The organism is Kordia antarctica, from assembly GCF_009901525.1.
Lineage (GTDB): Bacteria > Bacteroidota > Bacteroidia > Flavobacteriales > Flavobacteriaceae > Kordia > Kordia antarctica.
In genome coordinates this window covers 2565093-2580093 of record NZ_CP019288.1, presented here as the reverse complement: position 1 = coordinate 2580093, position 15001 = coordinate 2565093, and the positions used below count along the sequence as shown (strand labels likewise).

General features: G+C 33.8%; 15 protein-coding genes. 2 read left to right on the top strand and 13 right to left on the bottom strand.

Annotation, left to right across the window (positions count from 1 at the left end; translation table 11 throughout):
• Positions 1-9: 9 nt before the first annotated feature.
• The 6 genes from IMCC3317_RS10520 to IMCC3317_RS10495 form a co-directional block, all read right to left on the bottom strand.
• Positions 10-702: a hypothetical protein gene (locus IMCC3317_RS10520; RefSeq protein WP_160129459.1), complete on the bottom strand. Its 693-nt coding sequence runs from the start codon at positions 700-702 to the stop codon at positions 10-12.
• 154 nt (positions 703-856) lie between these two features.
• Positions 857-1915, bottom strand: coding sequence for an ATP-grasp domain-containing protein (locus IMCC3317_RS10515; protein ID WP_228055038.1), 1059 nt, complete (start codon positions 1913-1915; stop codon positions 857-859).
• A gap of 106 nt (positions 1916-2021) precedes the next feature.
• Positions 2022-2876, bottom strand: coding sequence for a toll/interleukin-1 receptor domain-containing protein (locus tag IMCC3317_RS10510; RefSeq protein ID WP_160129458.1), 855 nt, complete (start codon positions 2874-2876; stop codon positions 2022-2024).
• 496 nt (positions 2877-3372) lie between these two features.
• The gene (locus IMCC3317_RS10505; RefSeq protein WP_160129457.1) at positions 3373-3921 is read right to left on the bottom strand and encodes a DUF4136 domain-containing protein; all 549 of its coding nucleotides are present in this window, start codon (positions 3919-3921) and stop codon (positions 3373-3375) included.
• Positions 3922-3947: 26 nt separating this feature from the next.
• On the bottom strand, positions 3948-5942 hold the full coding sequence (locus IMCC3317_RS10500; RefSeq protein ID WP_160129456.1) for a urocanate hydratase: 1995 nt from the start codon (positions 5940-5942) through the stop codon (positions 3948-3950).
• A gap of 136 nt (positions 5943-6078) precedes the next feature.
• A complete protein-coding gene (locus IMCC3317_RS10495) occupies positions 6079-6231 on the bottom strand; it encodes a DUF5522 domain-containing protein (protein ID WP_160129455.1) in 153 nt (50 codons plus the stop codon).
• 35 nt (positions 6232-6266) lie between these two features.
• Here IMCC3317_RS10495 and IMCC3317_RS10490 point away from each other — a divergent pair, with 35 nt between their 5' ends.
• Positions 6267-6602: a hypothetical protein gene (locus tag IMCC3317_RS10490; RefSeq protein WP_160129454.1), complete on the top strand. Its 336-nt coding sequence runs from the start codon at positions 6267-6269 to the stop codon at positions 6600-6602.
• Between the two features lie 190 nt (positions 6603-6792).
• Here the strand turns inward: IMCC3317_RS10490 and IMCC3317_RS10485 are convergent, their stop codons facing one another.
• The 7 genes from IMCC3317_RS10485 to IMCC3317_RS10455 form a co-directional block, all read right to left on the bottom strand.
• Positions 6793-7590, bottom strand: a complete 798-nt coding sequence (locus tag IMCC3317_RS10485; RefSeq protein ID WP_160129453.1) for a DUF1853 family protein — start codon at positions 7588-7590, stop codon at positions 6793-6795.
• 52 nt (positions 7591-7642) lie between these two features.
• Positions 7643-8089, bottom strand: a complete 447-nt coding sequence (locus IMCC3317_RS10480) for a hypothetical protein (RefSeq protein ID WP_160129452.1) — start codon at positions 8087-8089, stop codon at positions 7643-7645.
• Between the two features lie 94 nt (positions 8090-8183).
• Entirely contained in the window at positions 8184-8813 is a 630-nt protein-coding gene (locus IMCC3317_RS10475) for a hypothetical protein (RefSeq protein WP_160129451.1), read from the bottom strand.
• 9 nt (positions 8814-8822) lie between these two features.
• Positions 8823-9512 carry a HupE/UreJ family protein gene (locus IMCC3317_RS10470; RefSeq protein ID WP_160129450.1) on the bottom strand — a complete coding sequence of 230 codons (690 nt, stop codon included), beginning with the start codon at positions 9510-9512 and terminating at the stop codon, positions 8823-8825.
• A gap of 10 nt (positions 9513-9522) precedes the next feature.
• Entirely contained in the window at positions 9523-9711 is a 189-nt protein-coding gene (locus IMCC3317_RS10465; protein ID WP_160129449.1) for a hypothetical protein, read from the bottom strand.
• 21 nt (positions 9712-9732) lie between these two features.
• Positions 9733-10239, bottom strand: a complete 507-nt coding sequence (locus tag IMCC3317_RS10460) for a hypothetical protein (RefSeq protein ID WP_160129448.1) — start codon at positions 10237-10239, stop codon at positions 9733-9735.
• A 3-nt stretch (positions 10240-10242) separates the two neighbouring features.
• Positions 10243-11250 carry a mechanosensitive ion channel family protein gene (locus IMCC3317_RS10455; protein WP_160129447.1) on the bottom strand — a complete coding sequence of 336 codons (1008 nt, stop codon included), beginning with the start codon at positions 11248-11250 and terminating at the stop codon, positions 10243-10245.
• A 256-nt stretch (positions 11251-11506) separates the two neighbouring features.
• On the opposite strand from IMCC3317_RS10455, the gene IMCC3317_RS10450 reads away from it, so the two are divergent.
• A complete protein-coding gene (locus IMCC3317_RS10450) occupies positions 11507-14905 on the top strand; it encodes a VIT domain-containing protein (RefSeq protein WP_160129446.1) in 3399 nt (1132 codons plus the stop codon).
• Positions 14906-15001: the final 96 nt, after the last annotated feature.

The window sequence follows — 15001 nt, the reverse complement described above, 5'->3', positions numbered from 1 at the left end:
GACTAAAAATCATGTCCAGTGTAGATTACTTGAAGATTTACCCATTTCTGTCATTATTTGATTCACAAGTTCTTCTATTTCTTTTGTTCGTTCAGTATTGGTGCTTACATGCACCGTAAACCATTCTGGACCAGTTTCTCCATTTGTATACCAATTCCCTGTATCTTGAAAAGTATCGATCACATAATGATGATTTTTTATCTTAGCTTCAAGTTGCTCACACGTGTCATTACTTGCTGTAATAATAAGTGTTGAAGTCGCTAATTTTGAAAAAATAAAATCTCCAACTAAAATTGTATCTCCACGAATTTCACCCTCATAGTCTCCCGCTTTTAGAAGGCTAGTATCCTTGGCTATTTCTTCATCATATATCATTTCCCTTCTGTCTTCTTCTGGTATATAAATTACTATAGCATCATCTATTTGTGAGGTGTTTTTGAGCGTAAATTGAAGTTTGTTATTTAATAAACTCCACTTGCCTTTCTGTGTAAAAGAATCCAATACATCAACTTTTGGAATCCCAGAAGAACGAACACCGATAACTGTTCCATCTTTATAAAACCGAAGATTGGCGTAGATCGTGCTGTGCGTATGTTGACTTCCTTCAGTAGCATACTGCCACGTTTTAAATTTTTGCTGGTAAACCGCGAATTGGAGTTTGTCTAAATGAGAATTATAAGTGTCAGAAGGATTTTTTTTCATTTCAAATTAGGATTTAAAAACGGCTGAATCATTGCTAATATGTTTATATGTGGCTTGTTGCGTTGGCTGGAACTAAGTTAGTGAAAGAAAATGAACTAGCGAGAAATCCGCAATATTTCCCGAGTACATACAAAGTAAACAATGGTTATACACGCTATTGGCAACTGGGTTTCCACGCCTGTTTAAGTATGTTTTTCAATAGATATATATAATTCCAGCCAATTTTTCTCGAAGCCAATAAGGTCAAGCTATCTTGATTTTGCCTATGTGATCTTGATGGTCCAGTCATATTTGGTTTCATATTCAAATCGAACAAAAAATAATTTCCATTTTCGTCTGCACGACAATCTATTCGTATAGGTGCTTTGATATTTAGTAGTTCGCCTGCTTTTTCACATTGAGCGTAAACTTCAATGATTTTTTTTGAATTTAGTTCTTCATTTCCGAGTACCGAACTATTTTTCATTACAGCTACAATGCCACTATAAGGTGCGATTCCATCTTTATGGTTAAATCGTTTTACAGCAGGAAGACTCCAAGGTTTTTTATAAGTTATTTCCTGATTGTCAATCAGATAATTGCCAGACGGCATTACCGTAACTGTTATTTCTTGACCGCTTAAAAATTGCTCAACATATACCATATTCCCGTATGCTGCGTTCAAGAATATTTCATTTAGTTGGTCGTCTAATTCTTTTCGATTTTTTTCCAACGAAACGCCTTGACTGCCTCGTCCTCTTAATGGTTTAACCACTATTGGAAAATCAATATCTAATGAATAATTGGTCAAATTTTCGATTGAAATCAATTTGGTTTTAGGAATAGGAATTTTGTTTTTCCTTAAAAGTTCATTCGTAAAATATTTATCATCGTAAATATCTACTTGACTTGGTATTTGTCCGACAAATTGAATATTTCGCTCAAAGAAGCTTTCTATTTTGTGGTTTTTGTATAAAACTGTATTTAACCAAAGTGTGTTCGCGCCTTTGTCCAATGCGTTTTGAATTCCTTTTTTTGTGTCTGGAAATACCCAATCTAAATCATTTTTAATATCCGGATTGTTGACTGGTGTAACTATTGCGATACCATTTTTTTTTAATTCGCATGCAATGTCTGCGCCGCTATCAGAATATCCACCGGGTTTCATTGGTTTTTGAACCCCATTTTTAATTGGCGGAAGCTTAGCTTGGTATAGAATTGCTGTTATCTTCACAAGGTTTTTTTTCAGTTTGTGTACAACTTTGTTGAGTATAGATTATTGTGTGGTTTAGTTTTTTTTTTGGTTTACACAATAGTAACTGTTGTTGGGAGATCCCCGATTAATTTACAGAGCGCCTTTCATCTTCCCAAAGTTTCTTAAATATGTTCCCGAAGTAATATATTTTATTCTTTTTATCCGATGGCCCTAACCTTTTCACTGTTACAAAACCTTGAAAGGATATATCCATTTTGGGGTCTGCAATAGTTAGAACTGTTTCATATGGCTTATCTCCATAAATGTATACATTAGATTCGACAAAACTTTCAGTTTCTACACATATCATCAGAACCATGCTTTTCATTAACCAGTCTCTTTTTTCAGATAGGTACTGATTATATTTATCTGTCGCCTTTTTATTCCCTACAAATACGATACTAGTTAAAATTGTAAAGGGTTTATCTTCTTCAACTGAAAATTCAACAACGTCAATCAACATCTCAAAATATTCACCACGAATCCCCCAAGAAATAGCGAAATCAGAAAAAGTTTTAGGAGCCATTTCAATTCTCCCCAATTCATCATTTTTTAGCCTTGCCACAGATTGTTTAATTTTTTCGTACCCAGTTTCAAAATCTAGACGAAAATCCGCATAATGCTTATCCCTTAGAAATAAAGGTATTTTGCATTCTTCGATAAGAACGGGAAGTAAAACAACTCGTTTCTTTTCTAGCTCAAGCATTAGTCCAGAGGTAATTTCTCTTTTACACCAATTGGATTCTACGGAGTTTTTAGAAAGAACAATAATCAAATATGATGCATCGGTAATTGCGTTTTCAATTTTATTAGTTATTGAATCACCAACATTTATTTCCCATCTATCTACAAATACGGGAATTCTGTCATCGACAAGTTTTATGGCTAGTTTATCTACGAACTTTTCATCTTTGTGTGAATAACTTATAAAGATTGACATTTTTTTAGATTTTTTGCTAACATGTTATACAACAGGAATTCCTGTTATTTCTATTATAACTAATATAATATCGTTACAAATTTAGTTGTCATTAAAACTAATAGAATTCAAACTAAATTCAAAATAATCGCAGGAAATTTTAAATAGTTCTGTACTACTATCTCTACATTTTTCTGCTTTTAGAAGTTTGTGTGAGCATTTATTCTTTATCAAAAACAAAAGTAATGTAGAAAATAAGCAATGAATAATTTATTTTATCGACTATAAGTTGCGACACTCAATTCTAAAGTGAAGAAATAAATAACACAAAACATTTATTTCAAAACCTAAGGTACTTTTGTGCATTAGTAAAGGAAGAAAAGTATAAAAGTAGCGGAGGTTTACTTCCTTTTCACCGCTACTTTTGTGTAAAAGTAGCGATGAAAAAATGAAATATGCACACAAAAAAACCTCGAAAGCTAACTTCCGAGGTTTTTAATTATATAAATATGTTGTCTTATTTTGTGTCTTTCTTTGGTGGATATTCTTTCATAATCTCCGCAACAAACTCTTGAACACGAGCATCTTTTTTCTCCATGCTACGATTGACGTTTAGGCTTCCTGCGCCTCTTCCTTGCCAAATCAATTCTTTTTGTTTTGTATCGATCAAGTCAATATATAGAACACCTTCGGTACTTGTACTTACAGAGTTAAATTGATTTCCTCCGCCCCAAAACCAAGGACGAAATCCCCAACCGTATCCAAAGTATGCATTGTTATTGATGTTGATACGCTTGTTTGCTTTGGTTTGGATATTGACTAAAAGATCAGGATTATCTGATTTCACAAAACCTTTTGCGAGCATTTCCTTCTCTATTGCGCGAAGAATTCTTTTCTTGTCTAAATCTGAAATCTCTACAAGGTCAATTCCTGTTTTATAAAACGCAAATGTTTTATACGAAGTAAAGTTAGCTTCCTTGTCGTAGTCAGAAACTACTCTGACCGAAACACACGAAGTAATAAGTAGTAACGCGACTACTGGTAATAGTAATTTAATTGTTTTCATATCAATTCTTTTTTTGGGTTAATGTACTATTCTTGGTCTAATAAAGCATCATCAACTAAATTGGGAAGCGTCACTTTTAAATTTGGTTCCACTTCCATAGCGCGTTTTATTGCAAAAATAGCTTCTTCATTTCGTGCCCAACTTCGTCTTGCTATTCCATTATTTACATCCCAAAATAACATGGAATGTAAGCGCCTTGATGCTTCTTTAGAACCATCAAGAACCATGCCGAAGCCACCATTTATAACCTCGCCCCAACCAACGCCACCACCGTTATGAATGGAAACCCAAGTTGCGCCTCTAAAGCTATCGCCAATGACATTATGTATCGCCATATCTGCTGTAAATTGTGAACCGTCATAAATGTTAGACGTTTCTCGGTATGGAGAATCTGTTCCTGAAACATCATGATGATCGCGTCCTAATATTACCGCGCCAATATCGCCACGTTCAATAGCTTCATTAAACGCTTGTGCAATTTTCATACGTCCTTCCGCATCTGCATATAAAATTCGCGCTTGCGAACCAACGACTAATTTGTTTTCTTGTGCGCCTTTTATCCATTGAATATTATCCGCCATTTGCTGTTGAATTTCGGTAGGAGAAACTTTCATAATTTCTTCCAATACTTCACATGCAATTGCATCTGTTTTGGCTAAATCTTCTGGTTTTCCCGAAGCACAAACCCAACGGAATGGTCCAAAACCATAATCGAAACACATTGGTCCCATAATGTCTTGCACATAACTTGGATATTTAAAATCAATGCCGTTTTCCGCCATAATATCCGCGCCAGCACGAGAAGCTTCTAATAAGAAAGCATTTCCATAATCAAAAAAGTACGTTCCTTTTTCGGTGTGTTTATTTACGGCTGCGGCATGTTTGCGTAAGGTTTCTTGTATTTTCTCTTTGAAAAGATCAGGATTATTTGCCATCATCTCATTAGATTCTTCATACGAAAGTCCAACTGGATAATAACCGCCAGCCCACGGATTGTGTAGGGAAGTTTGATCGCTTCCTAAATCGACATAGACATTTGCTTCATCAAATTTTTCCCAAACGTCTACAATATTTCCTTGATATCCGATGGAAACTACTTCTTTGTTCGCTTTCGCGGAATTGACTCTGCTTACCAATTTGTCCAAATCGTATACAACTTCATCAATCCAACCTTGCGAATGACGCGTTTCTGTCGCTTTCGGATTCACTTCTGCGCAGACAGTAATACAACCTGCAATGTTTCCTGCTTTCGGTTGTGCGCCACTCATTCCACCTAAACCAGCAGTTAGGAATAACTTTCCAGCTAAACCTTCACCGTTTTTAGAAATCTTTCGTCCGCCATTTAAAACCGTAATTGTCGTTCCGTGTACAATTCCTTGCGGACCAATATACATGTAACTTCCTGCAGTCATTTGTCCATATTGCGTCACGCCAAGTGCATTGAATTTTTCCCAATCGTCAGGTTTTGAATAATTCGGAATCATCATTCCGTTCGTTACTACAACTCTTGGCGCATCTTTGTGCGAAGGAAATAAACCAAGCGGATGACCAGAATACATGACTAAGGTTTGATCTTCGTTCATCTCCGCCAAATACTTCATTACTAAAAGATATTGTGCCCAGTTTTGAAATACGCCGCCATTTCCGCCGTACGTAATGAGTTCGTGCGGATGTTGCGCAACGGCATAATCCAAATTGTTCTGAATCATGAGCATAATTGCTTTTGCCTGATTCGTTTGTCCAGGATATTCGTCTATTGGACGTGCATATATTTTATAATCGGGACGAAAACGATACATATAGATTCTTCCATACGTTTCCAATTCGTTCTTGAATTCGGGTAATAAAACTTCGTGGTGTTTTTTATCAAAATAGCGCAACGCGTTTCGAAGTGCTAGTTTTTTCTCAACAGGAGATAGTATTTCTTTTCGCTTTGGTGCGTGATTTATGTTTGGATCGTACGGTTTTGCAGTTGGCAACTCGTTCGGAATTCCTTGTAAAATATGTTCTTGTACTGTCATTTTAAGTATTGGTTGTGTGGTTAATCAGAAGGCTAAAAAGTGTATTTCTTGAATAGTTGCTATGGATAGCGAATGTCTACACGATGAAAATGCGCAGTAGTTCTTTTATATTTAATAAAAATAAGATCCATGAATTTTATTTTCTTTTCTTGTTGAATCCGTACGGACAATGTCTGCAACCGCTTTCACAACAATAACCTCTTTTTAAGTGAAACTGTTCTGTGAAAACTTTATAACCTTCGGGCGAAAGATAAAAATCTCCTTCTTTAATGGGAATTAATTTCTTCATTTCTACAAAGGTACTTAAATTGGCGTAAATTTTGAATGACTGTTGCTATGGTTTTTGTGTCAAAATATCTAGTTCCAAGAGGTTTTCGCGGATTGACGTTGTATCCTTTTATTTTTCTGCGTGAAGCGAAAGATAAAAGTGACGCTGTTTTGATTCATCATGAAAAAATTCATTTGCGACAACAATCAGAGTTATTGGTGCTGCCATTTTATGTATTATATATATTGGAATGGATCATTCGATTTTGTTATTACCGTAATATTTATGTAGCATATCGTACGTTGAGTTTTGAAAAAGAAGCATACCGAAATGAAACTGACTTTGAGTATTTGAAGAATCGTAAATGGTTTCAGTTTTTGCGGTATTTGTAGCATTTCAATCACTGTTGACTGACTAAAGATAAAAGATCGCTACGCTGTTAGATTATAGAATAGAGACAAATTAGTAGCTACTCATTAACACTTAAAATGCACCTAATAATTTGTTTCTATTTCCTTCATATTCGACTGCGCTCAGTATATATATCAATAAAGCATTTCATTTTTAGTAAAAGAAACCAACTTACCACCAAACAATAAAGAAAGTTATATAAGATTCTCCATGTTTTTGCCAACATAATGGCGCTTGCTTTTCTTGAATCTTTGTATGAATGTGTTTTTCGATATTCGTAAAATCTGTCCAAAGTTTGTTTTCAGAAGGTTCAATTCCCCATGCTTTTTTTGAAGGTAGATAATAGGTTTTTTCAGAATTATCGAGTTTGGTAAATAATTCAAAATTCAAATAATATCCTTTGATGGCTTTTTCATACGTTGGACTAAAACTTCCTTTGTATTTATACGGAATAAATAATGAAACTAATAAACATAACGCTTGAGAAACTTCGTCAATATTTATCGTTTCAAATGTAGATTTCGCACAAGAATGATAGAGTAAAGGAAATTGTTTTCTTTTTAATTTTTCTAGTTTTTCTTTTAAAGAATCATTTCTGTTTGGACCAATCCAATTGTGCATTGGAATTGAAGAAATAGTTGGATCAAATAGATAAAATTTATAAGCCAATTCCAGATGAATTAACTGTTTAGTTTTTAATTCTTCAATAATAAAATCAATTTCGCCAATGGTTTGTTTATCGTCAAGTATCTGAATATTTTCATAAAGTACTTTGTAATTGGTAGATGCTTTAATGAGTTCTGAAACAACTTTTTCTGCCAAATGCCCTAATCGTAAGTTCGTTGGTAATTGAAAATGAAGTTCAGTTTCTAAGTTTAATTTTGATAGATTAAAAGTTTGAAAACCAAGACTCGTAGTATCTAAAGTAGTCGCTTTTACTATTGATGTGATCCTTGGAGAAGTTTTCATTTATAACTTAGAATGCATTCGTGAATGATTTGTGAGACATCAAATCCGCTTTTTATGGATTTGAACTTTTATCAACTAATTTCCATGTTTCCAAAATCTGTCCTAAACGTGATTTGAATTCTGTGGAATCTTCACTTTTTTCTATTTTGGTAAAGATATCATGTAATTCCCCGCGAAGTAGTGGATATTTGTCGGATACTTTTCTGAAATCTAGCCAAGCTTCAATATGTTTATCAAATGCTGATTTGAATTCTTCTGGACAGTTAGAATAATCCAAAGACTTTATGTTTTTCGTATAGATAGTAATGGTTTCACTTAATGAGATTTTTTCAGACGCATGATTTCTAATTTCTCCAAAAATGCTATCTCTTTTAAATATTTCATTCACACAACTTATTTTATCTGTTTCAATTTTTGAATCAGAAAGATTAGGTTTTTTATCATTTTCTTTACATGCTAACAAAACTAAAAACGATACTAAGACTAAAAGGTATTTCATTTCGATTTTTTTAATTTTATAGTTTAGTTATAGTTGTAACAATCGGGTAGTTCTTTATCTTGGTATCGTTTCGAGTTGAACAAGAAGCAATAATTTAGTCAAATAGTTCATACTGTCCATTTAACTTCAGCGTCACGACAATGTCCTCTTTGGTTTCGTTTCTAAAATACCAACCATGTTTTCCTTCAAATGGAGCGGTTAATGTTCCTGCCATATTGTTTGAATATGCAAGCGTATAACTCTCATAAAATACATTTTTTGGTGGGTTTTCTTGTTTTACTTCTCCATGAAAATCTATATAAACAATTCCTTTGTCAGTTGTCCATTCGTATTTTATACTACCGTATTTGAGGCTTTTAAATTTATATTCAATTCCTTTTTCTGCTGGTACGATAACTGTTATGACATCTTCTCTTTCAGAATATTGAGCATCTGGAGCAGGATTATTTGCTTCAATAGGTTTCGCTGTACTTGGTGAAGAACCTAGTTTTTCCATTTTAATTTTATCGAAATTTAAACTAGAAGAAGTTTCATTCGTTGCTGTTTCATTCGTTCCTTGATATAATTTAGAAAAACCAAAGAGTTTGCCTGTTCCCAAAGGATCTATACCATATTCTGCTGGCAAAACAGCAGTTACAAGTACAATTGCACCAATTATCACTGCAATGAGTAGTGATTTTACTAATTGCCTTTTGCTTAAATTAGGTTGATTATGTGTCGTCATAGCGTTGTATTAAGAAATAAAATATCCTGTTAGTTGATAACCAAACAACAAAAAACCAGCTGCCATTAAAAGTATGTTTGTGAGTTTGGAGAATTTGAGATAACTAGTGTATTGTCGCCAAAATGTAAGTAGTAAGAGCACAAATCCTAATGCTAGAAATTGACCGATTTCTACGCCCAAGTTAAAGCCTAGTAAGTTGGTAAAAAGTCCTTCTTTATCAAATTCAAATCCTTGTAATTTCGTTGCAAGTCCGAAACCATGAAATAACCCAAAAATTAAAACGGCTCCTTTGGTATTGGGTTGTTTTCCGAATATTTTTTTGAATCCTCCTAAATTATCAAAACCTTTATAAACAATTGATAAGCCAATAATAGCATCAATTAGATACGCATTTACGTTTATATCTGCCATCACGCCAACTAACAAAGTGATACTGTGACCAATAGTGAAAAAAGTTACATACGTAATGATTTCTTTGGTTCGATATAAAAAAAAGATAACGCCTACCAAAAAAAGTAAATGGTCGTAACCTGTAATCATATGTTTGGCGCCTATGTACAGAAAAGGTCCAAAAGCAACACCTTTATTGGTGGTTAAAAATGATTGTGTTTCTTCATCTACTCCATGTGCATAAGCGGAAGCAGAAAAAAGAAAGCACAGTATGAATATAATTGGAGTTGGTATTTTTACTAATTTCATATTCGTTTAATTAGTGTGCATGTCCATGTTCTTTTACTTGACGAATACTATCGAGTCTTCTTTTTTCAGCTTTGTCGACAGTAGTATCTTGGGATTTAATTTCTGTCTTAGGTTTGTCTTCCGTTTTTTTCTTATCAGTACACGCCGTAAATAAACCTATTAATAGTGTGAAAGCAATTAGGATTGTTCTAGTTTTCATATTTTAAAAATTCAATATTAATTATTCTTTTTTGCTGTTTTTTATTTTCTCCATTAGAATGGTAAGTTCATCTTTCGTTAGATTAAAACTTGGATCAAATAGGGTGTTCTTGACGGTTAAGACTTTTAGTAAATACATTTGAAATGAATACGAAGATTCATTGCTGTTGCATCCCCAAGCCATAAAAATCTTCTTTTCATTTGTCACACTATTTAACAATTCTAAAACAAATTCTTTATTATTATTTCTTTTGGCACTTATTAAATGACCAATGAATTTGATTGTACCATTATCACTTGCTTTTAAAGATTCAAGCTCGTTATCGCTAATTAGTTCGTTGAGTGTTGAAATTTTAGTACTCCATTTTTCACAGAACTGAAATACTGGCTCTGCTTTCTCATTTGGTGATTGGATATAAATACCTTTTTCTCTACTCATTTTTTGAAAATCAGCAATTATTTTTTCAGATTCAGATTGTCCAAAAACTAGAATAGGAATTAATAGCGTTAGGTAAATAAGTTTTTTCATTGTTTATATTTCATCTTCTTTGTTCTTCTCTTCCTTGCTCTTATTTTCTTTAGCTTTTTTAGATTTCACCTTTTTGTCAGCACTAAATTTTCGTTCAAGATCTTCTCTTGCTTCACTTAAATCGTGTGCATTCTGAACCTCAACTTGCGTAGGAAACGGAAGATCTATTCCTGCATCATTCATTGCCTGTTGCGTATTGAGAATCACTCTCGACCAAACTTGCACTACGCTTGCGCGATCACTTTTAGTCCACCATCTTACTCGTATTGTTAACCAACTATCTGCCTGATCCCACACTAAAGTTTCTACTGGTTTTTCTGAAGTAACTCCTTCCACATTTTCAATAGTTTCTTTTAAGATTTTCATCGCTTCCAAATAATTTTCATCATAGCCAAGTCCGATATCATATTGTGAGCGAATGAATTTATGTGCAGTATTTACAACCACAGAATTATTATACACCGTATTATTAGGAATTACAACTCGTTTTCCGTCGTACGTAATAATAATGGTTGCACGTGTTTTAATTTTTTCCACAGTACCTTCATAACCATTCACTACAATTTGATCGCCAAGTTCAAAAGGTTGTCTTAATAATATAAGAATTCCAGCCAACCAGTTTTGTAGGATATCCTGAAATGCAAAACCGATTGCTACGGAAGAAACTCCCAAACTTGCAATTAAATCTGCCGGACTTAAATTTGGTGCCATAATGGTTAACGCAATTGCGATTCCGAACAGAATAACAATATACCGAGTAAAAGCACCAAGTAAATCTCCGAAATTTTGACGTCCTCGATTGGCTAAAAGACGTTTGACCATTTTTCCTAACCAACGTCCTAAATAAAGCATGGCAATAAAAATGATAATCCCAATAAGGATGTTTGGTATTGCTTTAATAAAACCGTCCAGCCAAGTATCTAGTTTTTCAATAATTGATTGTGGATTTACATCTAATTCGCCTTTTTGATCTTTTGGTGTTTCTTGAATAAATAGTAAGTTTACTAACATATAATATTTTTTATTAAAAGTAACATAATTGTTTACAAGCTATCTGTTCAATGACTAAACTCAGCTTGACTTTTTGTATGGATAATGTGTATTTTTTATTTCTTGGCACTAAAGATAATTAAATTGTAAGAATAAATCCTTCTTGATGTTTATGAAAAGTAGCCTTAACTCACCCAAAAGCTACACTGACTCATTCTAACTTTCAAACCTTACAATAAATACTCAGTTTTGTGTTGTAATAAAAAACAATACCATCATGAAACAATATCTACATTTCTTCTTTTTCCTTCTATGTACAAACGTATTTGCTCAAAATATTCCTTCGGTTACCGTAAAAGATTCCGAAAATTTAAAATTGACCGACTTAAAAGTAACTGTTGACATCATCGGAAACTTAGCCGTTACGACCTACGATATGAAATTTTACAACGGATTGAACAGAACGCTCGAAGGCGAATTGGTTTTTCCTTTAGGAGAAGGACAAACGGTTTCTGGTTTTGCGATGGACGTAAACGGAAAGTTGCGCGATGCAGTCATTGTAGAAAAAGAATTAGGTAGAGTTGCTTATGAAACTACAATCAGACGAAAAATAGATCCGGGATTATTAGAAAAAACCGAAGGAAACAATTACAAAGCACGCGTATATCCAATATTCCCAAAAAACTACAAACACATTGTGCTGAAATTTGAACAAGAATTAAGCACATTAGATGGAAAGCAAACGTACGAGTTGCCATTAGGAATTTCTCAAAAACTAGATCAATTCTCTATCGCGATCAATGTTTTCAATGAACAACAACCAATCGTAAGCAAAGCGAATTATAAAGACTTCTTTTTTCAGAAAAAAGGCAAAGCGTATATAGCGATAATTTCAAAAGAAAATCATGCGCCAACGAAGCCGATTGTGGTGCAAATTCCAAACAATTTCAATCAAGAAAACTTAAACACATTTAACGGTTATTTTCACTATTACAAAGTATTGCAACCTGCATCACGATTAAAAAAGAAACCTAAAAAAGTTACCATATTTTGGGACGCTTCGTATTCAATGCGTCACAGAAATCTTGAAAACGAATTAAGAGTCTTGAAAGATTATTTGGGATATCTGCGAGATGTAAAAGTCAATTTCATCGCATTCAACAATGCAATACAAACACAAAAAGAATTCACGATAAAAAATGGTGACGCGAGTAATTTACTAACAGAAATTCAAAACGTGCACTACGATGGCGGAACAAAGTTAAATCTGTTTCAAGATGTAAAAACGAAAGCGGATGAAATCTTGTTATTTTCTGACGGATTAGGGAATTTGGGGAAGTTCGCTACAGCGGAAAAAACTCCTGTATATACAATAAACTCGTTGGTTTCTTCCAATCACCAAAACTTAATCGACATCGCTACGCAATCTGGCGGAAGCTACATAAACCTATTACGACTCGATTTTCCAAAAGCTGTACAACTCTTAAAAGAAGAAACGTATCAATTTTTAGGTGTAAAACATGGAAAAAGCGTACGTGAAGTCTATCCAAAACAACAAACAAATGTATATCAAGATTTCGCAATCAGCGGACAATTTACAGAAGATACTACGATTCAATTACTATTTGGCTACGGCGGAAACGTTACAGAGAAAATTCCTGTAAAGATAAAAAAGACCGAAGGAACAAAAGAAGTAAAACGCTTGTGGGCAAAGCAAAAACTAAAAGATTTATATCGTGCAAAAGAAGAAAATAAGGATAAAATTATTTCATTGGCAACTTTATATGGCTTAATTACAGATTATACATCGATGATTATATTAGATAGAATTGAAGATTATGTACGTTACAAAATAGAGCCTCCACTAGAACTACTAGAAGAATACAAACGTCGTTTACAACTCACAAAAAATGCGGAAAAACAACGAGAAGAACGATTAAGTAGTCGAAGAAAAAATCTATTAAATGATTACAAAAATCTATTGAATTGGTACGAAAGAGATTTTGAGCCTAAACTACCGAAACAAACAAAAATAACGACTATAAAACCTGTAGTCATTAACACACCAACGCGTAATAATACAGGATCAGTATCTGGTACAATAACTGATGATCTTGGTTTGCCATTACCAGGTGCTACAGTTATAGTTAAAGGAACAAATAGAGGCAAAACCACTGATTTTGACGGGAATTTCACTATCAATGCAAATAGTGATGAAACACTAGTAGTAAGCTATGTAGGTTTTGAATCTAGGGAAATACGAGCAGTCAATACTTCTATAAATGTTCAATTAGAAGCAGGAGCTCAATTAGAAGCCGTAACTCTAACTGCGTATGGTGGCGCAGTAAACAGCTCGAAAGTATCTTCTGCAATAACAACAGTAAATTCGGAAAACATAGAAGAAGTTACCGAAAGTTCAATAGATCAGGTGCTTCAAGGTTCTGCCGCAGGTCTTCAAATAGGAACAGGTTCTGAACAACCTGGATCAATTGATGCTATTGTGATTAGAGGTCAAACTTCATTAAATGGAAACGCACAACAGTTATTCGTTATTGATGGAAAATTAGTAGATCAAAATGCATTTAGAAGATTACAACAAGATGATATTGAAAGTTTAGGTGTGTTAAAAAATGAACAAGCTACTGCACTTTATGGAAGCAGAGCCGCTGGCGGCGTTGTTGTAGTAACGACCAAAAATGGAATTACTGAAAACGAAGATACAATTGAAGCATTCAATGAGAAAGTTGCTGATAAAATAACGTTAAAGACTTGGAATTCTGATATGCCATATATAAACGTGTTAGAAAAAGAAACTACGGTTGCAGAAGCGTATAAAAAGTATTTAGAAATACGAGTGGAATATGCAAATATACCAACATTTTACCTAGACGTTGCAGACTTTTTTCATTCGCGAAAAGCAACAAATATTGCAGTAACTGTAATTACTAATTTGATGGAAATTGAATTGCATAATCATGAATTACTAAAAGCTGCGGCGTATAAATTAGAATATTTTGAACGGTATGAAATGGCAGTATTGGCATATGAAAAAGTATTAGAAATTCGCCCAGAAGAACCACAATCGTACAGAGATTTAGCATTGGCGTATGAACATGTCGGAGAAGTTCAGAAAAGCTATGATTTGCTCTATAAATTGTATGATGGACAATTGCTTCAAAAAGATGAAAACGGACGATTTACAGGAATAGAACGTATTGCGTTTGTAGAATTATCGCGATTGGTTTCCATGCATGGGAACAAACTCTATTTGACGGAAGAAGCAAAAAAATTATTCCAAAAAATGCCTGTCGATGTGCGTATTGTAATCGATTGGAATCATAACGATACCGATATTGATTTGTGGGTTGTAGATCCTACGGGAGAAAAAGCATACTATTCACATAAAGACACAAAAATAGGCGGAAAAATGTCTGACGATTTAACGCAAGGTTACGGACCAGAAGAATTTATGTTGAAAGATGCAATTGATGGAGAATATAATATATTCATAAATCACTTTTCAGATCGTGTGCAGAAAATATCAGGTCCGACTATTCTAAAAGTTACGTTATACACGAATTATGGAACTGAAAATGAAAAGAAAAAAATTACGATTGTTCGCCTAGCTAAAGTAAAAGGAAAACTAGAAGTTGGTAGTTTGTTTTTTGGGGAATAAAAGTAATTTAAAAAAAAGTGAAAAGGCAGCCTGAAAAGACTTAGAAAGTGTCATTCTGAGTCTTTTCAGGCTGCCTCTAATTATAAAAATTTGATA